The organism is Pantoea latae (genome assembly GCF_002077695.1).
GTDB classification, from domain to species: Bacteria; Pseudomonadota; Gammaproteobacteria; order Enterobacterales; family Enterobacteriaceae; genus Pantoea; species Pantoea latae.
Window position 1 is genome coordinate 1 of the sequence record NZ_MWUE01000015.1, and the last position, 19,304, is coordinate 19,304.

Here is a 19,304-nt window from a genome sequence, read left to right on the forward strand (position 1 = left end):
ATAATTCGTAAACCATTTAGTCAAAGTAACAATGATGGATTATCATATTTGAAATAGTTTCAAGCGAAGACATATCGCATTAAGCGTCGGCGGATTTTTAGTTATGGTCACTAGGCAAATGACCAAAAAAAAATATAAAAAAAATATTGATAGTTTTTTGATAACATTAATCTCAAAAAAATCAAACATATGGTTAACACTGTTTAACGTAATCGGGCCAAATGTTGCTGCTAGCTTGATGCGTATAGAGGAATAAGTTTAATCTCGACAAATTTATAGGGGCAGTTTTTGCTACTACTTAAGCTGTACCGTAGCGGTGCCAGTAAGCATGTCCAAAAGAAATAACCAACACAGCTAAAGTAACTCCGACAAATTTTGGCGCGGACGGCTTTTTTGTATATGCTCCTGGTGAACGCAGCGCAATATCGGCCAGGTTTTATATAAGAAATGTGTAAAGTGCCAACAGTAGCGCGTTTTCTTGCCATTTTGAACTGTCAGCAGAATGAACAAGTTAGGCCATCAATGTAATGGCCTTTTCTTTACTTTTTATGGAGCGTCATAATCCACCCTGGAGGGTTGATGTGGATGTTCTTCACTTGGTCTTCAGATAATAAGTTGAATTCAGAGATATCCTTCGCAAAACCCACGTCAGCATAAGGTTGCATACGAAAATCTCGACTCACCAAAAGCAGGGTGAACAAGCACAGGGCTGGAAGGGCAAACTTACCTGCTTTGCCGGCCTTAGAAATCATAAACAAAATAAAGCAGAAGAAAGCAAAATTAGTAACGAAAAAATATCTTTCGCCACTGCCCGGGATAAAAAATACTGGCCACTGTGGGTCTGTAATGCTCATCATTGGTTTAGCTAACGCAAACCCAATCATCAATGTGGGAAAAATGAGCGCGATCTTAAATCTCCATCCCGCCCGGAAGAAGTAGTACACTGCCGGTATGATAAAAAGAAGGAACAATGCCAGGCAGAGCCACTTATTGAATAGAATAAAAGGTATTGCGTCATTAGGCAAAAAGGTGCCAGCAATAATTCGATAGGATACAATTTTTATCAAAACACCTATCGATGCACCGAGAGGGGCAGAGGATCGAGCAGTGTCAGGAGATAAGAGTATAGCGGCTACCTGAATAACGCAGCAGGAAGCCATAATGAGATCGAAGGAATTAATTCCCTTTATAGCATTTAAAATACCGCCTCTTTCATAAACTCTTTTAATGAATAAGCATGGCGCGATAAATACAACAAATGGACCACTGAGCGAGCTCAGTATTAGCAGGCCATAATCATGGATCTTCCATGATACACTCTTTGGTTTTTCAGCCATCACAACCGCAACCAAATACATCGAAAGATACCAGTGGGAGTTAGTAGAGTTGGTATTATATGCTAACCTATTGAGTTAAAATGATTTTACTTATACCGAACACCTTGTGGGGCGCTGATGGGGCAAAATCGTTTAATTTACTGTTAAGAAGGTCAACCTGATCGTTGTTATTTTCGCTCATCCAGCGCCCATAAACGTTGTACACCATTTGAGCATTTCTGTGCCCCATCTGGCTGGCAATGAAGTTGGGGTTAGCTCCTGCAGAGAGTGACCAGCACGCGTATGTGTGGCGCGTCTGGTATGGCCGGCGGTGCCTGACGCCCGAACGTTTGATTATATTTTTCCACATGCCATTTATAGACATCACCGAATAGTTTCCCAGGCTTCTGCTGTTGGTATCCGTTACTGACGAGTTGAAAACGAATGTTAGTTCCGCTTCCTCTGTTCGGGCGTACTCTCTTCCGGAAACTCTGACAGCCTTTGGTTTGAGCATCCTGGTTATAGCCATCTGACTTTTCAGTGCCTCAATCGCTGGCGCTATAAGATGAACAACTCGTTCACCAGATACGGTTTTCGGCATGCAAAACTCACCCAAAGGCGTCAGGCTTCTACGAACCTTAACTGTCCCGTTAATCATATCTATATCCTCCCATGCCAGCGCACAAAGCTCACCGTGCCGCAAGCCCGTGTAGACGGCAAACGCCCAAAGATTTTTGATTTGTGGGTGAAGTGCCGCTTCGATCAACCTGACAAACTCATCTTTAGTGAGTGGGTCTGGTTCATTGCGGTCCTTTTTCATTGGGTTTATGCCTTCAGCGGGGTTGCTTTCCAGGTATCCATTTCGTACGGCGAACGAAAGCACCTCTTTGAGTAAAAAAATAGAGTTATTGACTGTAGATACGGCTCTTCCTTTTTTCGTTGATGGCTGGAACATTCTCTGAAATTGGGTTCCATTGAGCAGCTCATTTCTCAACCTGAGAACGTCCTCTTGCCGGATAGTGGATATTTTTCTGTCTTCGCCAAGCAAGAGGCATACCGTTTTCAGCCGAGCCCTCGTATTTTTCATCGTTATGGCGGTAATGGTCGGCTGTTTTAGGGCCAGAAATTTATCACACATTTCTTTCAGTGTGATAGTAATCATTTCTCTGGTTTTTTCGGACCTGGTTGAGTTGGGAAACTGCTCCTCATAGTTGAATGTTCCCGTTTTGATGCGGTACATGATCACCATGCGAAGCTCACCTGCCGCCTTTCTATTCTTCGGCGTGTCAGGCACACCAAGCGACTCACGCACTCTTTTACCCTGATAGACAAACCAGATCCGCAGAAAGCCGCCATGGTTTTCTACTCCGGTCGGATACGCTGACTTTGACATGCGTCTTCTCCATTGGTTGAAAGGGAGGTCAGGTTAAGCTTTTTTCCGCTCAGCCGCATCTGGTTGACGTTGCGCCTGAGCCTCGATCCACTTGTCGATGGCCTCGCGGTTGTACATTGCCTCACTGTTTGGTTTCGGATCGTTGACCGGAGAGAAGAGAAGGTACTCTCTGCCCTGTAGCCAGCAGTTCTCTCTGGCTCTCTTGATTGTGCCTGGTCGTAAACCAGTGATTGCGATCAGGACATCTTCAGTAACCCACTTGCTTGGCATCAGCTGAATTACGTTTTCCATATCTACTCCTTATCAGGCCAGTACCAGGCCACTATGCAGGCGATAAAAAAGGCGAGCCACAGAGTGAACTCGCCGGGGGAGATGTCGCTGAGGGTATTCATGCTGCACGGTCGTGACTTCTTGGTGCGCCGCGATAGCGAGGCTTCGGCTCCCGCGCTGGGCTGCAGATGGCGCTTTTTAGAATGACGTCCCAGTTTGCTTTTGTGTTGGGCACCCATGTGCCACCATCTCCGTCGAGCCATCCCGGCTTAACATCGGCTGCCATCTCCTCCAAGGCCGAGCAGGGAACAGCAAGAGTGTGGTAGCCATTGTTGTAATAGGAAGGATTAGAAATTACACGCTCATATCCATAACGGCCGGATGTCTCTAACCGTGCCCGATATCCACTGTCATCATGGCCCCACAGCGTAATATAAGGCTGGCGCCGCTCCGTCCACTTAACTGAAACTATGAAATATTGTTGCTCTTCAGACATAACAACTCCTCACGCAGAGCGCGATAGTGAATAGGGTGAGTGGGGCCGGGAGGATTACTTAGACTTGAGTGCTTCTTTTTCTGACTTCGTGGCCAGGCGCGCATACCCCATGCGGCTGCGGATCAAGACGGGCTCATCCTTCTTCCACTTTGCCACCTCGCTTTCGCGGTACTTACGAGGCGCGTTTCCATTAACCGACGCAATTACGTGGTCTTCGTGCACCTCTTTAATGCTCACGCGATACATTGACACGGTGTTAATGGTGGTATTGCCCATTTTATGGCGGGAAAGGCTATACACAGTATCGCCTGGCTTTAATGACTTAATCTTCACGCAACGCTCCTCTGCTTCTGCGCCCATAATAATCGTTCATGGTCCTCGCGACACCCTGCATCGCAGTAATGCCCCTTGCTTATCGTCTCCTCGCAGTAGTGACATTTGCCGGTGAACTCGACCGCCGGCCGTGGCCTGTTCGCCAGCGCTACCTCAATCATCTGCTGCTCTCTTGCTGCCGCTTCATCTGCTGCATCTGGAAAATTCATACAGCCTCCTTAATCGCCTGTTCGCATTGCTCAGACACCCGGCGAATATGCCGTTCCATCTCCTGCAGCGACTGCACATCCGACATCTGCACGTCCAAATGAATAAGGCCAGCAATTGCCTGGCTGAGCTTCGGGAAGTAGCCGACCAGTGACAGGTATTCCCCGCCGGCGTTCTTTCCTTCCTTCACGACTTTCCTCTCCTGCACGATGAACTGGAACTGGTCAGCGGTCAGGACGTACTTGTCACCAATATTAATTTTCATGGTTATCTCCAAAATTCAGGCAATAAAAAAACCGCCTCGTGGGCGGTCATTTCGTTAACTGTTTTCTTTGTGCGTCACTCAGCGCAGAACTTCTCGTAGGCGAACACGAATGCGGCATTCTCCGATTCAAACAGGCTGTCGCTTAACCTGAACCATTCATTGCCCACGCACTCCATCACGTCCCAGCCACCCTTGCGCGGCCAGATTACGAAGCGCACCGGGTCGTAGCGGTGAAATATCTCATTCTTGGTGAGCTTCTCACCCTTATCGAGCATGTAGAACGCTACTGCGCCACTTACGAATTTGCGCATATATCCACCAATATACTGTTTATGCGAACAGTATATCAGAGGTGGTCAGATGGGGAAGGCGCTGCTGCCAGCATATCGTCATAGATTTCCCGCGCCATATAGCTAGTAACGCAGCCCCCTTTCCCCGCGCTAATCATCTCAGGCGTTGGCTCAACCGGCACTATCTTCCAGCCATCGGGCACTGCTGGCGCGGTGGCGTTCATGGCTGCTGGCAGCGGGTCACGAAAAACGGCTGCGATTCGACCCATCAGATCAGCCTGAATTTCCTCCGGCGTCTCAGGCTCACCCGGCGAGCCTATTCCCGCGCAAAAGTCGGACACCTCGCTTTCAATCAGCAGGCGAAGCGTTGGAAGAGTCAGCGCGGCAACGGGCGGGGCAGCCAGTGCAGCCAGGGCGATTTCCATCAGCTCGACCATATAGCGCATATTCGGGTTCGCTTCTGATGCGACTTTCCAGCGTTTGATCTCGATATTGCAAAGTCCAGCCAGCGCCTTTCTCTGCTCTTCCGTAAATTGCATCATTTGGCCTCCTGCATATTTGCATTGAGAAAGTCAGCCACTTCATGCGCGGTTGCTCTAGCCACTGTCTCTGAGCACTCATCGCAGCCGAGATAAAACAGCCCTGAGACCTCATGCAGTCTGAGAAGGCCATCTTTGACGCTGGTATTTTTGACGACTGTGGCATCCCATGTGAGCGACTTGCTGCCACATCGGGGCAGCATACGATGTCAGTTAGTTGCTTCATTTGGCCTCCTGTGAGCGGAGTTGGGCAGCGAAATCATCAGCGCCCAAAGCGATCATTTTGCAAACCGATAGTTCGGTCGCGTCACTGCGAAGACGAGCTGCGAACATCTCCACGCCCTCAGCCCGCACAGAGTTGAGGTAGGCGTTAATGTCCGGGGTATTGAGCAGGCATTTAAATCCAGCGTTATTGGCATACTGAATTGCGATTTTTGCTGCGGCGCACTCAACTGCAAACTTTTCCCGCTCCGCCGCCAGCGCATCCAGCTTTTGCTGCAGGGCGGCATTTTCTGCAACCACATCGTTGTAGGCGTCAAGTCGCACGTAAAGCCTGTCGTCGCCCAGGTATGGGCCTTTATAAATCGCAACTTCACTCATCTGTCATCTCCTGAGCCGCTGAGCGGCGAAATAGTTAGCCAGCCTTTTTGCGCTCTTCACGGAACGACACGCGACACTGATACGCCATGCGGCGAACAGATTCGTATGAGCGGTTAAGTTGTCTGGCGATTAATTTGGGCGGGGTAGTTGCTGCGAGTTCTTTGAGGATGCCGAGCTCTGTGTAAGTCCACCGTCGGCCGAGGCTTATCTGGTTGCCCCGGCGTTTGTAGTCGGGCGTTTGTATCATGCAGCCTCCTTGCCGCGGTTAAGAATCGCCTCCACTTCCTTTTCCAGTTCGGCGATAAACTTCTTCACCTCTGCCGTAATTTCATCAACAAGCTGGCTGTCCAGCGCTACACGGGTTTCAAAGTAAGCCAGTTCAGGGGGCAGCCTGTCGTCGTAACTGACGAAGTCGCACCAGTTACGGCCAGTACACATCATCTGCGCGTGCATCTGCAGGAGATACTTTCTTGCCGGTTGGCCGGTCTTCAGCGTTTCGAGATGCGTCCAGGTGTTCGGGCATTTAATTTCCAGAAGCCCGTCGCTATTGACCAGACCGTCCGGGCTGGCTCCGAATCCCTTCAGGGTTGGGTGGTTAACAAATCCCGCTTCGTTAACGTTGGCGTCAAACTGATTCAGCACATACATTTCTCGCGCGACCGGCTCCAGCTCCGTACCGCGCTGCATTGCTGCATTACTGAATCCTTCCTGAGATTTCCCGGTCAGACGCTGGCAGATAAGCTCTGCCATATAGTTCTGCCGGCTGGCAGCGTAGCCTGACTTTGTCTTTGCCATTACGTCAGCCAGTCGGCTTGCTGTGACCTTTCCACAGCGCGCCGCGAACCACTCGTCAGTTCTCTGTTCCATTCGGCACCTCGCTGAATTCTGCGTCTATAGCGATGCTGTTTTTGATGCGCTCTTTCTCTGCGTTGCCGATAATCTGGCGCTCTTCCTGGCTGAGGTTCTTCCATGTCTCAGCGAATATTTCGAGGCTTATTTGCGCAGCTTCTTCGCACTTCGCAATCAGAGCTGGACGGCGTCCGTCGCTTTCCTTGCCTGCGGTAACACCTGCTGGAGTGCTCTCGATAATCCGCTCTGCTTCGTCCTGGTCAAATATGCCGGCGAAACCGAATGCCATGCGGGCGCACTGGATAAGTGACTTATGGCGAAGCATGCGGGTAGGGTGTGACTGCCATGGCTGCGTATTGCGCTTACACTCCGCCATGTACTCAGTTACTACGGTCGGATGATTGCGGTCTTTGCGGTAAATCTTGCAGGTACTGGCGCCTTCTTCCTTGTCGTAAATGAACTCCATGCCATCAAACTGCGGATGCTCGTTGATGATGCGAGCCCAGCCATCAACGCCAACGACCGGAACGATGCCGCCTTTATCAGGAAAGGCGTAAATCTCTTTCGTCCACGGGTTGAGGCCGAACTGGTTAGCAACAATGAGCAGGGCGGTGAACTGCTCATCCGTGACGTTGCCACCTTTGAACGCTGTATTCTTCAGCGTGTTCATCAGGTCGGTGCCGGGGTCCATTCCAAGGCGTTCTGCCAGCTTGCCGGCCATCGTTGTTAATGCAGTTGTCATCACGCTACCTCGTCATAGCTGTTTTTGTTTTTCCAGATACCGATCGCCATTTCCCGCTTTGCCACCTTCACCAGCGCATCGCGCAGGAAGTTTTCGGCGGCTTCGTACTGCTCGTCGTCTTCGTCGACCATTTCTATGGCCGGGTAATCGAAGTGCTTCGGCAGGAACGCGCACAGCGCGGTCATCAGCGGGTTAATCTTGTGCCGCTCCATCATCGCGTCAACTTCATCACCGATGCGCTCTAAATCGGTCTCAGAGAGGTTTTTCATGATCTCTTCGACTTCCTGCTTAGCACGCCATGAAAGTTTCACTGGTGCGCCCTCCGTAACAACAGCATTGCCATAGCCCATTTCGCGCTGTCGCCGAACAGATGGGCCTCACGTGAAAGCTCCTGCGCTTTCTGGAAATAGCGGATTCTCATGGCTGGCCTCTTTGGTTCAGGGTTTCGATGAGAGAACGCCAGCCAGCACGAAGGCGGCGAGTAATGGTTTCGAGTAAAGATTCAGAGCAGCCAGCAACGGGCCACCCTGCAACGGCGATCTGTTGCATGGCTTATTCCTTGTTGTGAGTGGATTATTTAGTTTTCAGAAAAAATTCGCCGTGGTTTTGTTTAGCGAATTCTTGGTACTTTTTGATGGCATCTTCTTTGTTAGCAAACAGGCCTAGGTAAATTTTCTTGCCATCAATCTTTCCAGTAGCTCTCCACCTCCGTTTCCGCTTGACCCAATCAACCCCCTTGCACCCAGATGTATTGGCGCAAGATAGCTTGCTGTTCATCATGTTCTGGGAGTAATCGGCTTCTCTTAGGTTGCAGAATCGGTTGTCGCGCTTATCGCCATTGATATGATCAATAAGCTTTTCTGGGGGGCTTCCTGTCATGTAATACCAGGCAAGTCTGTGAGCAAAATAAACGCGCCTGTTTATGCATATTCGGGTGTATTCAGAGCCGCTATTGGATCCTGCTGGCCTTTCTTTTTGGTATTTGGTTAATGCTTTCTTTGTAAACAACCCCGTATCAGGGTCATAGCGAAAATTCTTTGTGAGCTCCTCCCAAGAAAGGTGGGCACTCATATCTAATGGCTTCACGTTTCTATAGCCTCAAAAAATGGCCCCTGCATTCCTGCAGGAGCCAAAGGCGAAAAACTCTCGTACCGCATTGCGGCTCATTACGCGTCTGGTGCAAATGCACCGCAATGACCTGTCAAAACAGGTCATTGCGGTGTCACTCAAGGCTGACGCCACAGAAAGGGCAGTGACTCATCTTCACGGCCATTTCTTTGCGGCTGGCGTTCTTAGCGCGGCTGCCGTCTTTCTTGCGTGGATACCAGCCCATTTTGTAATTGAGCATCACGCGAATTTTGCCATCGCCGAGCGACATGACTTGATTGTCCCAGCCGCTGGCTCCCCAGCTTTCGTCGATTTCGGCATCATCCGGTTTGCTTTTGAGCATCTGCTCCCGGACCTTCTGGCCAACCTCTTCAATGCAATTGCACATCGTTACTCTCCTGAATTCGGGCGTAAAAAAAGCCGCTTATGCGGCAAGTAATTTAATTTTTTCTGGCTAAACCTGAGAAGGGTGCCAGGGTTAGCTACCACTAACTAAAATTTAAGCGGAGTCTCCTAATGGGCCGGGTTAAGTTTCGGTGCCCTGAGTGCGGAGCTCGCCGTTTTCAGTTCACCTTTCAAGACGAAAAAAAACATACTCCGCATGGGGCTGTCTGTTCCCTATGCGGGAAACAGGTTAAAGCCAGCAATCTGTACCAGCTTCACCTCGCTTACCGACGCAGAAGCTGGGATGAAAGAGATTAGATAAGCGGTACGCTTTTCCCGCGCATCTTCTGCACTGCGTGAATCTGACGACCAGCTTCGTTGCTGACCTTCTGGTATTTGGTGCTAACGCGCAGTGCTACTTCATCGTTCTTTTCACGAAAGCTCGGCGCCAATACAGCGCGCGAGACGCGCTCGGCACTGACGTCAACGCGTGCTTTGCCTTCTGCCGCTTCTGCACGGCGTTTTGCGATCAGTTCGCCACGCTTGAGGTAGCGACGGCTGACGCTGTTGGTAGCTGCAAACATATTTACCTCCGGTAATTGGCTTAGGTGATTGGATGGCCGGTGCTGATCTCCGGCTTTCGGAAGTCGGCAGCTTGTTCATAGCCTGAGCCGTGTCCGCCACGCTCGATCCGACTGAAATCTATGTCGGCATGGGTGCCGCTGCCTTATCGCGCATCAGCCTGCGCATTCATCCAATCCCAAAGCCAACTGCTCTTTGGTCTCCCACAAGGGCGGGAGAAATAAACCCCATCAATGTTAAAGAGCGATCCAACATCCTATTGGGTACTGCGTCCTGCTGATGGAAAGGATATTCACATATTGTGATTTAATGGTCAATCACGATTTGTGTATAAAATGCGTGTAACACGTTATGTGTATGATTTCGGTGTGAATTTATTTTTGGCGGTGATCGGCAGGCACAAAAAAGCCCGTCACTCGAGGAGAGATGACGGGCAACGTGGTAGATAGCGAGTTGCTTTTAGAATCCCACCCATGACACACGATTTATCTGGCTGGTCTGCTCATAATAATAACCACGCTTCAATATGCAAGCGTAAGCGGTTGATTTAATTAGCGGTTGCGCTTATTTCATAAAAAAAGCCCGCTGCAAGAGCGGGCAATTGAAACATCGCTTCAAATGGGGAAAGCCATCGCACACAGCAAATGTGCTCTACAATCTTAGGCAATTGCCGCTGCGCTGCTGTAAAAGATAGCGCAGTAATTTTACTCGTCAGGATTGCGTTACTTGATGTATTGAAAAGAAAAAAGCCCGCTCAGTGGCGGGTTGCAGGTTTAGCAGCAGAGTGCAGGAGAATGAAAAAAGTGCAGGAGTAAAGAAAAGGTGCAGGTGGTGCAGGTATGAAAAGCCCGGCGCGGTGGCCGGGATACTTAAGCAACCAGTGATTCAATCCAGGTGTCCCTGTTATGGAAAGGAAGCACAAGGGCGCTATCGTTGAACAGCAATGACAGCTGTTGCAGTTCGGGACTTAATCCCTCGCTATCGACAATAACGAATCGATTGCTGATTTGAGGTACTGAGTGACTAATATCTACAATCTTTCCAACTGTAGAGTGGGCTGTATTCCAGCCTCTTGAGCCTGAAAGGCTGACAGTGAATCCTCTCTTAGGTGCAAGAAGTTTTGATTCTTGTTTAAGCGTTATGGGAATAGTAATGTCATGACCACTTATTCCTCTCACTTTTTCTTTAAGAGAAAGCCTGGCGCCTAGCCCCTGCGATTTCAGGTAGCTAATGACACACTTTTCAAACCGGTCATCTTTAACTTCTGCATACCAATCAGCCGATTGGGCTGAGGCAAGTAACCCACCTCGAATGACATTTGCCGTCATTGACCCGACATTCTTTTCTGTTGCCCATGCCGAAATCTCACCAGACTCGTTAAGTGTCACGCCTTGAGAGGCTAGAGAAGCCCGGATGAGATCGATTTTTCTTTTTGTCAGGTTTATCCCTCGAGACTCAATGTTCATCAAGGTGTCGCAGTAATCGGTTATGCGATATTGCCCACTCATCTCTTGAACAAAGACGCTGATTTGTTCGCTATCATCATAGTACGTGAACGGGCTAATGACGCGCAGCAGTGTATCGCTCATTGGGTGACATTCGAACCCGAGCTTAGTTATGACTGTTGAACACGTTACATTTCCCATGATAGCTGGCCTGAGTTGTCTTGATGTGGCAAAGGAGGGTTGCCTGTATAAGTGATATTAAGCGCAGAACAGAAGTAATTCCAGTAGCCAAAGAAGTCGTCTGGTTTGATGTCTACATCTAGCTTTAATGCAACCTCTTCCCCAGCAGACTCAAAGTACAGGTGGTAATGAGGTCCAATGGCCACGTCAACGAAATCAGGATGATCAACCTTGCTTCTGTTACGGTGAGGCTTGTTGTCGGCAGGATATGGGTCTAGAGCAAACACCCTGCGGTCATGCAAAAACATGACATAAGAAAGTTTGACAATATCCACGCCCTCGACAATTGGATAACGCCAATGCAGCATAAATCTTATGCCAACTAAGGGGTTTCCATTGCCATCAAAAGCTTTAAGGTCGAGCTTATACCAGATTGGCGTCCTGCCTTCGCTAGCATTCCAGGCTACCCCCGAGAAGGTGACTCTTTTTGGAACGCTAATGGCATCATCAACCTGTTTTTGTGTAGGCCTGAAATCATCTTTCTTAGCCACTGAATGTTTTCATCCTGAATAAATTTAAGAAATTGGTTTTCTATCTCACCCAAACGTCTCTTCCGGCCACTGAGCCTTAACCACCTTGCCGATGATTCTAATGCTGTGGTCACAGTCCAGAATCCTGTATGCAGGGTTCAGCGGCACAAGGTAACTAACGCCGCCATCCAGCTCGTACTTCTTGAAAGTTGCCTCTGAATCACCATTCGCTGAAGCGACGCAGAAGTCGCCCGTCTCAACCGGTTCGGCCGGATCAACCAGAATCAGCATGCCCTCTGGAAAGCTCGGACGGACGCCTTGCGGTGCCGTCATAGAGTGACCTTTTACCTCAAGCCAGAAAGCGTTCTCGCTGGCTTTCTTTGTCGTTGCCACCCATGCCTTAGCATCGCTCGCGGTGTAGCTGCCCACTTCAGAAAATGGGCCAGCCTGGACGTAGGCGAACAATGGGTATTCGTATTGCTTGAAAACAGAATCGGCTTCATCGCCAAACATGATTTTGGCTGGTGATACTCCAAGGGCTGAGCCAAGGACTACCGCGTCGTCAGCACTTACCTTACGCGTGCCTAATTCATAATTCCCCAGACGAGACGGAGCTGCCCAACCGCAAAGTTTGGCTAGCTGTACCTGGCTAAGTCCTTTTGCTTCACGCAGGGATTTGATCCTTTCCCCGATTAACTCATGCATTGTTTTCATCCAGTAAATTTACCACGGTTCGTGATTGCACTCCGTACACGAATTGAGGTTGACTGTTAATCACATTTTGTGTGTAATGGTTCTGCATTTAATGTTATGGAGGCTGCAATGAACAACATTGCTCAGCAGCGAAAAAAAATCGGAGTTTCGCAAGCTGTCTTGGCTTCAGCCATTGGTTGGGGTCAATCCCGTATCGCCAACTATGAACTGAACATCCGTACTCCAAGCCTTAATGACTGTCGAGCAATCATTGAAGGTTTAAAAAAACTGGGCTGCAAGTGCTCGCTGGATGAAGTTTTCCCACCGTCCAAAGACAAAGCAGCTTAAGCATTACCGCTCTTTAACACTCTGAAACCCGTCCCCGCCCGTGTGGGGAAACCTTAAGTGACTTGCTCACCGAAATGTCGCGCAACCAATTAACCAACAAAGGAATTATCCAAGATGGAACATGCAACTCAAAGCAAGAACGCGCGCCGCATTGAATCGGCGTTGCTGAACAAGCTGGCGTCTATCAGCCAGAAAACATTCGCGGAAAAGCTGGGGATCGCTGAATACCAGGTCAGCCGCATGAAGAAGAACTTTTTCCGCCAGATGAGCATGGCTATCGACATCCTCGAATACGGAATTGTTGATGACGATGCTGCGCAGTTGGCTAAAGCGGTGGCGAAGGAAGTGGCCCTGATTCTGGGCAAAGAAAAGGCCCCGAGCTGCGCGAACAGCTTCGAGGCCTGATGCGAAAAGACTGGATCAATTCACAGGGGTAATTATGAAACAAGTGGCTGAAGTTTTCAATCTCGGAGGCGCCAATGGCTAAGAACTCAATCGACGCTTACGGCGCCAGTGGCAAAAGCAATGTGCTGTTTTTCGAACCGGTCGCCCTGTATCTGGTTACTGACCCGGCGCACCCGCTTTATGACGAGCGTATTCATCTGCCTATCGACGAAGCGATGGTGCTGAACATCATGGATCAGGGCGTTCTGGAGCCTGTTCTGTGCTGGAAAGATCCCGAATCCGGCAAGGTCTGCGTTGTCGACGGTCGTCAGCGGGTCCGGCATAGCCTGGAGGCAAATATTCGCCTGGCGGCAGAAGGTAAAGAACCGGTACTCGTGCCAGCAATCGCTAAGCGGGGATCAGCAGTGCGCATGTCCCAGTACATGGTCAGCGCGAACGAAATCCGGCGTGCCGATACCCCACTGGGGCGGGCGAAGAAGATGGCGGCGATGCTTGAACGCGGACACGATGAGCAGGATTTAGGACTGCTTTTCGGCTGCAGCCTTCAGACCGTAAAAGCGACCATGTCGCTGCTGGATTGCACGCAGGCAGTGCAGGATGCAGTGGAGGGCGGACAGGTCACAGTCACTCATGCTCGCCAGCTGTCAACAATGCCGCCGGAAGAACAACGCGCCAAGGTGAAGGAACTGACGCAAGTCGGCGCAGAAGTGAAGGGCCATGAAAGAGCCCGCCGTCAGCGCGCCGTGATGGGCGAAAGCAAACCCCGCATGAGATCCCGCAAAGAAATTACCCATGCACTGACAGAGGCAACCGGCGATTACGCTGCAGCGCTCCGTTGGGTGTTAGGTGATGCAACAGAGCCGGAGGAGGCAACATGAGCCTCGCTCTTGCAAATGTAACACCAATCAGGCCCGAACTCCGGGTCGTGGAGCAACGTGTGGCAGACACAGACGACGGATATACGCGTCTGGCAAACGAGCTGTACGAAGAGCTGATAGGGGCCAACCTGACCAGGAATCAGGCGAAGGTTGCGCATGCTGTTTGCCGGAAAACATACGGTTTCAACAAAAAGATGGATCGCATTGCTGACAGCCAGATAAGCCAACTCACCAGACTGCCGCGGCAGAAGGTGAACAAGGCGAAAAACGAGCTTATTCAGATGGGGGTTTTGGTCCGGGAAGGCATGCTAATCGGGCCTAATAAGAACCTCGCTGAGTGGCAAATTCCAGAGTGTCACCAAGATGGTGTCACTGTCACCAAAACAGTGACAAAAAGTGTCACCAAAACGGTGACAGGGTTGTCACCAAAACAGGGACACACAAAAGACACTATTACAAAAGACAAAAAAGACATTAAAAATACGTCCGAGAATTCTGGCGAATCCTCTGACGAGCGTCTGAAAAGTCTTCCTGTTGTCCGGCCTGATGCAGCGATTCATTCACCGAAAGGAGACAAGTGGGGAAACGCTGACGACCTTCTGGCTGCTCAGTGGATATTCAGCCGGGTTCAGGTGATCACCCCGACAGCACAGCAACCCAACTGGCCAGCCTGGGCAAACGACATTCGCCTGATGCGCGATTCCCTGAAGGTCAGCCACCGGGAAATCTGCGAAGTATTCACCTGGGCGAACGGCAATCAGTTCTGGCAGACAAATATCCTCAGCCCGTCGAAGCTGCGAAAGCAATGGGCGACCCTTAAAGCGCAGATGAGCCAGCCGGCTCGCAACGCGCCATCCAGTTCACAGCAGCAGATTCCACACTGGAACGACCGCAGAGAGTGGGAGGAAAATTTCATATGAGAAACCTCGTAGCCGCAATAAACAACCGCGACAGCAGCGCGCTGGCCCGCATGGCTGGTGACGGCCCGCAGCCGGTAGATCGTGGCGTCAACGAAACCGTTGAGCGTCTGGTCGACATGCTGTTCATGAGCCTCAAGCAGGTTTTTCCTGCATCGGTCAGCACTGCGCTGAAAGACCCGCGGGACGAAGCCTCGGCAAAGCGCCAGTGGGTTATCGCTTTCGCAGAGAACGACATCAGCAAGAAGCAGCAGCTGTCGGCCGGCATGAAGCACGCCCGCGCCAGTGCCTCGCCGTTCTGGCCGTCGCCGGGCCAGTTTATCCAGTGGTGTAAGCAGGGCGAACTCCGCTCCGCTGGTCTGCCGGACGAAGACGGCCTGTATGACATGGTGATGAAGTACTCCGCCCGCCGCGGTCTGATCGACAGCCCTGAGGCGTATCCGTGGGAAAGCAACGCCGCATACTGGATGGTCACCGGCCTGTACAGCACCATGCGCGCCAACAACCTCTCCGAGTCTGAGCTGCGTGCAAAATGCCGCGCCGAGCTTCGCAAAATGGCGTCGCGCATCGAGTCTGGCGAAGAAATTCCGCCACCGCGCGCGCAGCTGGAGAAAATGTATATGCCAACCGCCAGCGAAAAGGCTCTGGACAACGTTGCCCGGCTGAAAGCACTCGTCAGGAAAGGGAGGTAATCATGAGCGAAAGCATCAGAAACAGCTTCGAGCGTTTTTATCACAGCGTTCACGGCGACAAGCACAGCATGACCCGATCGCACCTCGGCTATCAGGATGAAACTGTCGACCGCGCGTTTTTCTTCTGGCTGGCAGGACGGGAAGGAGCAAGGGCATGACGCAGGTAACGCAGCTGATTATCCGACCTTCGCAGGACCAGACGCGCAACCTGGTGCTGGCGATCATTGACGTCGCCCGGAAGCAACCGGCATCGCAGGACACGCTGACGCATATCAGCACGCTGGCCGCAGAAGCTGTCGACCTGATGGGCTGTCAGTCACCTGATGATGCGCCACCACTCAGGAGCAGCAAGCAAGTCACCATCTCAAAGCGAGATTACCGGCAGATCTGCAACGCCTACATCAACGCCGTGAACGCCCAGCAGCAGCTCCTCATGGTTCATCGGGGTGACAAACCTTTTTCAGATGCAGCCGTAGGGCGCCTGGAAGATGCGTTTCACGTAATTATTCAGCAACTGAAGGAGGTTGTTGATGGAGATACCGAAAGAGGGCCTTCGGCTTCATAAGACTAACTTCAACGCCATCGGGCAACAGCTTCAACCTCTGCTCGAATCCGGCGACTGCTACCGCCTCATCTTAAAGCCCTGGCGGGACAAGAGAAGCCTTTCACAAAATGCCCTTTCCCATGTTTGGTACGAACAGCTTAGCGAATACCTCATCCGCCGCGGGAAAACCATCGCTACCAAAGAGTGGGTCAAAGACGCCATGAAGCACACCTATCTCGGCTATGAGCAGCGAGAAATGGTCGATGTTATCACCGGCGAGAAAACCACAATCAGTTCGCTTCGCCACACCTCAGATCTTGATACGGGAGAGATGCACTTTTTCCTGACGCAGGTAGAGGGCTGGGCTTTAAACATCGGCTGCAAACTGACGGTGCCGGCCGACAGCGAATACATGAATCTGAAGGAAAAACAAAATGGGTAAGCACTACACCACCGTTGAGATTAGAGCGATACGGGAAATGGGCCAGACCATGACGGCTGCGGAGATCGGAAAGCGTTTGGGTCGCTCACCAAGCTCGATTTATTGCGCCGCATCCGCATACGGCATCAGCCTCAATACCGGCTGTCGAAAGCATCACACCATGGAGCAGGTGCGGGAAGTAGTCCGACTTCGCCGCAGCGGCATGACGTTTAAGCAGGTTTCAGAGGCTACTGGCGTAGCGCTGTCATCATGCATGTACCTGTTCAGGACGCACGCATGAAAAAGACCTGGTTCACTCATGATCCGGTAAATACCGACACCGCCAACGAACTCCTTTCACGCTACGCCGCCCGCAACATACAAGCCCAAAAGACACTCGCTGCCGATCCCCGCTTCTGGCTGGTCAGCGCGCTGCTGCCTGAAGGGAATCGCGAACCACGGAGAGACACAACCTATGAGCACAAATGCTGGGCGTAATCGCTGCTGTAGCTGCAACACCGTGCTGACCAGTGAAGATAAATACCGATTCGGGATGAGCTGTGAAATCTGCGAAGAAGACAACTGGTTCTACGAGCACTTCGATTACGTCCCGTTCCACACCATCTGGCGATACGCCTGCTATCAGCTGCGCTGGCTGCGGTTCAGCATTGCCGCCGGAATGGGTGTATGCCTGCGCCCGCTGCTGCGCCGGCTGGATGCAAGACGACAACCTAAGAATGCACGGAGGGGACGATGAGTAAATTACGCAAAGAAGCGCGGGGCAGGGAATGTCAAGTGAGGCTTCCAGGCATATGCAATGGCAACTCGGAAACAGTCGTTCTCGCGCATTACCGGATGGTCGGCATTTGCGGCACAGGAATGAAGCCTGACGACCTTTTCGCCGCTTGGGCATGCTCATCCTGTCATGACGAGATAGACCGGCGTACGCGTCGCTGTGAAGTGACTGAGGCTCGCATCGCACATCTCGAAGGCGTCATCAGGACGCAGGATGCTTTGCTCAGAGAGGGGAAGCTAAGGCGATGAATGAATACAGGCTCGAATTACCCTGGCCGCCCGGAAACAATCATCTCTTCTCAGTGTTCCGCGGACGAAAGATAAAAAGCAAGAAGGGAAGGGAATACACCGCAGCAGTAACCAGACAAATCACCGAAGCAAATCAGCAATACCAACTGGCCGGCAGGCTAAAAGTAAAAATCCTCGCATATCCACCTACACGCGCCCGGCGTGACCTCGACAACCTATTCAAAGCCCCTCTTGACTCGCTCACCCATGCAGGCGTCATCGCTGACGACAGCCTCATTGATGACGTGCGCATGGTGCGCTGTGAAGTGGTTAAGGGCGGCAGGCTGGAAATCATAATCACAGAGATGGAGGCAGCATGAAATGCAAAGTCGATGGTTGTGACCGTGAAAGCGACTACATCTCGCAACAGGTCTGCCAGAAGCACTATTTCCGCATGCTGAGATACGGTACTTACGAATTAACCACAGTAGGAAAGCGTAGTTTTCGTTCTCAAAACTCCAAAGGCTATCAGATGCTTCACATTCCAGATCATCCATTAGCTATGGCAAACGGTTCAGTCTATGAACACCGTAAAGTGGTTTATGACCGATACGGAGCAAACCTTCCCCCGTGTGAGAAATGTGGAAAAGCCGTTACCTGGAAGACTACACATATCGATCATAAGGATGAGGTCGTTCACCACAATGAACCGGATAATCTCAGGGTACTTTGCCGGGCATGCAACGTTATGCGTTCTCGTGTGCATATTCCCCAGCATACGGTTAAAGGGAGACATTCGGTGACTTACAACGGTGAGACTAAAACACCAACTGAATGGTCTAGAGATTCACGTGTTCGGGTATCTCATTCCACGATCGTCAGGCGTTTAAAAAGCGGAATGACTGCTGAAGAAGCCTTATTTTCTGAAAAGGTTACTCACCGATCTGTTAAAGCAAAAAATCGACAGCCAGCTTACGGCGAGTATCAGGGACCGAGAAAGGAGAGCAGAGCATGAGCTTAGAAGCGACAGCCAAGTACCATTACGCGAAGACCCAGAACTTCAGCGGCATGGCACCCCAAACTTCACCAGACACGCTTACAGGCACTGATTACATCGCAGCTATGGGTATGACCATGTCCCGCGCCGCTATGGGTTACTGCGCTTTTATGGGCAAGATTGGAGTAAGCGAGAACGACGCCCGACGCGCCGTATCCCTGTTAACTGATTTTGCACTCCACACCTGCGACCGGGTTGCCGCCCTTCGCAAGCTTGAAACAGATATTAAACCAGCCGTGATGCAAGTGCTCGCAACTTACGCCTATCTCGATTATTGCCGCAGCGCTGCCAGCGTAAAGCCGTGCGAGTGCTGCAACGCCTCCGGTTTTATTGCAGCTGAAGTCGTGACAATGAAGTCGATGCTGTCCGGCGCCGGCCGACGCGAAGTGCGTGAGCAGGTCCGGGTGCGCTGCAAAACATGCGCAGGCAAAGGCGTTGTGTCTTCGGCGTGCCGGGACTGTAACGGGCGAGGGCGCGCGGTGATGCGCAAAGAGTCAGAGCGGCAGGGCGTACCGGTAATGGGGGACTGTAAGCGCTGCTGCGGTCGGGGATATGAGCGCATCCCGTCTACAGAGGCCCACGCTGCAGTTTGTGACGTAACTGATGCCATCAGCCTGGATACTTGGAAGAAGAGCGTGAAGGCGTTCTATGAAACGCTCATAGGCAAGCTGGAGATAGAGGAGTCGTGGGCCAATGCAGCGCTGAACAAGGTCACTGCATAGAGTTAAATAAAATAGCCTGTTATTTTATCGCAGGCTATTTACTTTTCCCGAAACTGGGGATACGATTCCTAACAGT

At 51.2% G+C, this 19,304-nt stretch carries 35 protein-coding genes; 15 read left to right on the top strand and 20 right to left on the bottom strand.

Annotated features, from left to right (window positions below):
- Window positions 1-539 precede the first annotated feature (539 nt).
- The 20 genes from B2J69_RS09880 to B2J69_RS09980 all read right to left on the bottom strand — a co-directional run bounded on the left by B2J69_RS09880 (window position 540) and on the right by B2J69_RS09980 (window position 12,242).
- Window positions 540-1,358 carry a hypothetical protein gene (locus B2J69_RS09880; protein ID WP_081138879.1) on the bottom strand — a complete coding sequence of 273 codons (819 nt, stop codon included), beginning with the start codon at window positions 1,356-1,358 and terminating at the stop codon, window positions 540-542.
- A gap of 46 nt (window positions 1,359-1,404) precedes the next feature.
- Window positions 1,405-2,709 carry a tyrosine-type recombinase/integrase gene (locus B2J69_RS09885; RefSeq protein WP_081138881.1) on the bottom strand — a complete coding sequence of 435 codons (1,305 nt, stop codon included), beginning with the start codon at window positions 2,707-2,709 and terminating at the stop codon, window positions 1,405-1,407.
- A 33-nt stretch (window positions 2,710-2,742) separates the two neighbouring features.
- Window positions 2,743-3,000: an excisionase family protein gene (gene xisR, locus B2J69_RS09890; RefSeq protein WP_081138884.1), complete on the bottom strand. Its 258-nt coding sequence runs from the start codon at window positions 2,998-3,000 to the stop codon at window positions 2,743-2,745.
- Window positions 3,001-3,097: 97 nt separating this feature from the next.
- Window positions 3,098-3,475, bottom strand: coding sequence for a hypothetical protein (locus tag B2J69_RS23800; RefSeq protein WP_143806266.1), 378 nt, complete (start codon window positions 3,473-3,475; stop codon window positions 3,098-3,100).
- 54 nt (window positions 3,476-3,529) lie between these two features.
- On the bottom strand, window positions 3,530-3,808 hold the full coding sequence (locus B2J69_RS09895) for a hypothetical protein (RefSeq protein WP_081138887.1): 279 nt from the start codon (window positions 3,806-3,808) through the stop codon (window positions 3,530-3,532).
- The gene (locus tag B2J69_RS09900) at window positions 3,805-4,017 is read right to left on the bottom strand and encodes a hypothetical protein (protein WP_081138890.1); all 213 of its coding nucleotides are present in this window, start codon (window positions 4,015-4,017) and stop codon (window positions 3,805-3,807) included. The genes B2J69_RS09895 and B2J69_RS09900 overlap by 4 nt, the downstream gene beginning before the upstream one ends.
- Window positions 4,014-4,280 carry a DUF5405 family protein gene (locus B2J69_RS09905; RefSeq protein ID WP_081138893.1) on the bottom strand — a complete coding sequence of 89 codons (267 nt, stop codon included), beginning with the start codon at window positions 4,278-4,280 and terminating at the stop codon, window positions 4,014-4,016. The genes B2J69_RS09900 and B2J69_RS09905 overlap by 4 nt, the downstream gene beginning before the upstream one ends.
- Window positions 4,281-4,354: 74 nt before the next feature.
- Window positions 4,355-4,591 (bottom strand): hypothetical protein, encoded by a 237-nt coding sequence (locus tag B2J69_RS09910; RefSeq protein WP_081138896.1) that lies wholly within the window; start codon window positions 4,589-4,591, stop codon window positions 4,355-4,357.
- Between the two features lie 35 nt (window positions 4,592-4,626).
- Window positions 4,627-5,112 (bottom strand): hypothetical protein, encoded by a 486-nt coding sequence (locus B2J69_RS24315; RefSeq protein ID WP_236722703.1) that lies wholly within the window; start codon window positions 5,110-5,112, stop codon window positions 4,627-4,629.
- Window positions 5,113-5,331: 219 nt separating this feature from the next.
- Window positions 5,332-5,709 (bottom strand): hypothetical protein, encoded by a 378-nt coding sequence (locus B2J69_RS09925; RefSeq protein ID WP_081138901.1) that lies wholly within the window; start codon window positions 5,707-5,709, stop codon window positions 5,332-5,334.
- Window positions 5,710-5,952: 243 nt separating this feature from the next.
- Window positions 5,953-6,576 (bottom strand): lambda exonuclease family protein, encoded by a 624-nt coding sequence (locus B2J69_RS09935; RefSeq protein WP_081138907.1) that lies wholly within the window; start codon window positions 6,574-6,576, stop codon window positions 5,953-5,955.
- Window positions 6,560-7,300 (bottom strand): phage recombination protein Bet, encoded by a 741-nt coding sequence (bet, locus tag B2J69_RS09940; RefSeq protein WP_081138910.1) that lies wholly within the window; start codon window positions 7,298-7,300, stop codon window positions 6,560-6,562. The genes B2J69_RS09935 and bet overlap by 17 nt, the downstream gene beginning before the upstream one ends.
- Window positions 7,300-7,611, bottom strand: coding sequence for a hypothetical protein (locus B2J69_RS09945; RefSeq protein ID WP_143806267.1), 312 nt, complete (start codon window positions 7,609-7,611; stop codon window positions 7,300-7,302). The genes bet and B2J69_RS09945 overlap by 1 nt, the downstream gene beginning before the upstream one ends.
- A gap of 106 nt (window positions 7,612-7,717) precedes the next feature.
- Window positions 7,718-7,849, bottom strand: coding sequence for a protease FtsH-inhibitory lysogeny factor CIII (locus tag B2J69_RS09950; RefSeq protein WP_081138916.1), 132 nt, complete (start codon window positions 7,847-7,849; stop codon window positions 7,718-7,720).
- Between the two features lie 24 nt (window positions 7,850-7,873).
- Complete coding sequence (locus B2J69_RS09955) at window positions 7,874-8,386, bottom strand: HNH endonuclease signature motif containing protein (protein WP_143806268.1); 513 nt, start codon at window positions 8,384-8,386, stop codon at window positions 7,874-7,876.
- A gap of 136 nt (window positions 8,387-8,522) precedes the next feature.
- A complete protein-coding gene (locus tag B2J69_RS09960) occupies window positions 8,523-8,795 on the bottom strand; it encodes a hypothetical protein (protein ID WP_081138922.1) in 273 nt (90 codons plus the stop codon).
- Between the two features lie 310 nt (window positions 8,796-9,105).
- The gene (locus B2J69_RS09965; protein ID WP_081138925.1) at window positions 9,106-9,375 is read right to left on the bottom strand and encodes a hypothetical protein; all 270 of its coding nucleotides are present in this window, start codon (window positions 9,373-9,375) and stop codon (window positions 9,106-9,108) included.
- A gap of 867 nt (window positions 9,376-10,242) precedes the next feature.
- Entirely contained in the window at window positions 10,243-10,962 is a 720-nt protein-coding gene (locus tag B2J69_RS09970) for a DUF1828 domain-containing protein (RefSeq protein ID WP_236722704.1), read from the bottom strand.
- A gap of 44 nt (window positions 10,963-11,006) precedes the next feature.
- Window positions 11,007-11,549, bottom strand: a complete 543-nt coding sequence (locus B2J69_RS09975) for a hypothetical protein (protein WP_081138931.1) — start codon at window positions 11,547-11,549, stop codon at window positions 11,007-11,009.
- A 45-nt stretch (window positions 11,550-11,594) separates the two neighbouring features.
- Entirely contained in the window at window positions 11,595-12,242 is a 648-nt protein-coding gene (locus B2J69_RS09980; protein ID WP_081138934.1) for a LexA family protein, read from the bottom strand.
- Between the two features lie 108 nt (window positions 12,243-12,350).
- Between B2J69_RS09980 and B2J69_RS09985 the strand changes: the two genes are divergently transcribed.
- The 15 genes from B2J69_RS09985 to B2J69_RS10050 all read left to right on the top strand — a co-directional run bounded on the left by B2J69_RS09985 (window position 12,351) and on the right by B2J69_RS10050 (window position 19,228).
- On the top strand, window positions 12,351-12,569 hold the full coding sequence (locus B2J69_RS09985) for a helix-turn-helix transcriptional regulator (RefSeq protein WP_081138937.1): 219 nt from the start codon (window positions 12,351-12,353) through the stop codon (window positions 12,567-12,569).
- Between the two features lie 114 nt (window positions 12,570-12,683).
- The gene (locus B2J69_RS09990) at window positions 12,684-12,974 is read left to right on the top strand and encodes a CII family transcriptional regulator (RefSeq protein ID WP_081138940.1); all 291 of its coding nucleotides are present in this window, start codon (window positions 12,684-12,686) and stop codon (window positions 12,972-12,974) included.
- A gap of 74 nt (window positions 12,975-13,048) precedes the next feature.
- The gene (locus B2J69_RS24320) at window positions 13,049-13,852 is read left to right on the top strand and encodes a ParB/RepB/Spo0J family partition protein (protein ID WP_081138943.1); all 804 of its coding nucleotides are present in this window, start codon (window positions 13,049-13,051) and stop codon (window positions 13,850-13,852) included.
- Window positions 13,849-14,772 (top strand): replication protein, encoded by a 924-nt coding sequence (locus tag B2J69_RS10000; protein WP_081138946.1) that lies wholly within the window; start codon window positions 13,849-13,851, stop codon window positions 14,770-14,772. Before B2J69_RS24320 ends, B2J69_RS10000 begins: the two co-directional genes overlap by 4 nt.
- Entirely contained in the window at window positions 14,769-15,461 is a 693-nt protein-coding gene (locus tag B2J69_RS10005) for a replication protein P (RefSeq protein ID WP_081138949.1), read from the top strand. Before B2J69_RS10000 ends, B2J69_RS10005 begins: the two co-directional genes overlap by 4 nt.
- Window positions 15,462-15,463: 2 nt before the next feature.
- The gene (locus tag B2J69_RS24060) at window positions 15,464-15,619 is read left to right on the top strand and encodes a hypothetical protein (RefSeq protein ID WP_158083425.1); all 156 of its coding nucleotides are present in this window, start codon (window positions 15,464-15,466) and stop codon (window positions 15,617-15,619) included.
- Entirely contained in the window at window positions 15,616-16,026 is a 411-nt protein-coding gene (locus tag B2J69_RS10010; RefSeq protein WP_081138952.1) for a hypothetical protein, read from the top strand. Before B2J69_RS24060 ends, B2J69_RS10010 begins: the two co-directional genes overlap by 4 nt.
- Window positions 15,992-16,447, top strand: a complete 456-nt coding sequence (locus B2J69_RS10015) for a YbcN family protein (RefSeq protein ID WP_081138955.1) — start codon at window positions 15,992-15,994, stop codon at window positions 16,445-16,447. Before B2J69_RS10010 ends, B2J69_RS10015 begins: the two co-directional genes overlap by 35 nt.
- The gene (locus B2J69_RS10020; RefSeq protein WP_081138958.1) at window positions 16,440-16,727 is read left to right on the top strand and encodes a hypothetical protein; all 288 of its coding nucleotides are present in this window, start codon (window positions 16,440-16,442) and stop codon (window positions 16,725-16,727) included. The genes B2J69_RS10015 and B2J69_RS10020 overlap by 8 nt, the downstream gene beginning before the upstream one ends.
- On the top strand, window positions 16,724-16,924 hold the full coding sequence (locus B2J69_RS10025; protein ID WP_081138961.1) for a hypothetical protein: 201 nt from the start codon (window positions 16,724-16,726) through the stop codon (window positions 16,922-16,924). The genes B2J69_RS10020 and B2J69_RS10025 overlap by 4 nt, the downstream gene beginning before the upstream one ends.
- Window positions 16,902-17,183, top strand: coding sequence for a hypothetical protein (locus tag B2J69_RS24590; protein WP_236722705.1), 282 nt, complete (start codon window positions 16,902-16,904; stop codon window positions 17,181-17,183). Before B2J69_RS10025 ends, B2J69_RS24590 begins: the two co-directional genes overlap by 23 nt.
- Complete coding sequence (locus B2J69_RS10035) at window positions 17,180-17,470, top strand: DUF1364 domain-containing protein (protein WP_081138967.1); 291 nt, start codon at window positions 17,180-17,182, stop codon at window positions 17,468-17,470. Before B2J69_RS24590 ends, B2J69_RS10035 begins: the two co-directional genes overlap by 4 nt.
- Window positions 17,467-17,829 carry a RusA family crossover junction endodeoxyribonuclease gene (locus B2J69_RS10040; protein ID WP_081138970.1) on the top strand — a complete coding sequence of 121 codons (363 nt, stop codon included), beginning with the start codon at window positions 17,467-17,469 and terminating at the stop codon, window positions 17,827-17,829. Before B2J69_RS10035 ends, B2J69_RS10040 begins: the two co-directional genes overlap by 4 nt.
- The gene (locus tag B2J69_RS10045) at window positions 17,826-18,464 is read left to right on the top strand and encodes an HNH endonuclease signature motif containing protein (protein ID WP_081138973.1); all 639 of its coding nucleotides are present in this window, start codon (window positions 17,826-17,828) and stop codon (window positions 18,462-18,464) included. The genes B2J69_RS10040 and B2J69_RS10045 overlap by 4 nt, the downstream gene beginning before the upstream one ends.
- Window positions 18,461-19,228 carry an antitermination protein Q gene (locus B2J69_RS10050; RefSeq protein ID WP_081138976.1) on the top strand — a complete coding sequence of 256 codons (768 nt, stop codon included), beginning with the start codon at window positions 18,461-18,463 and terminating at the stop codon, window positions 19,226-19,228. Before B2J69_RS10045 ends, B2J69_RS10050 begins: the two co-directional genes overlap by 4 nt.
- Window positions 19,229-19,304: the final 76 nt, after the last annotated feature.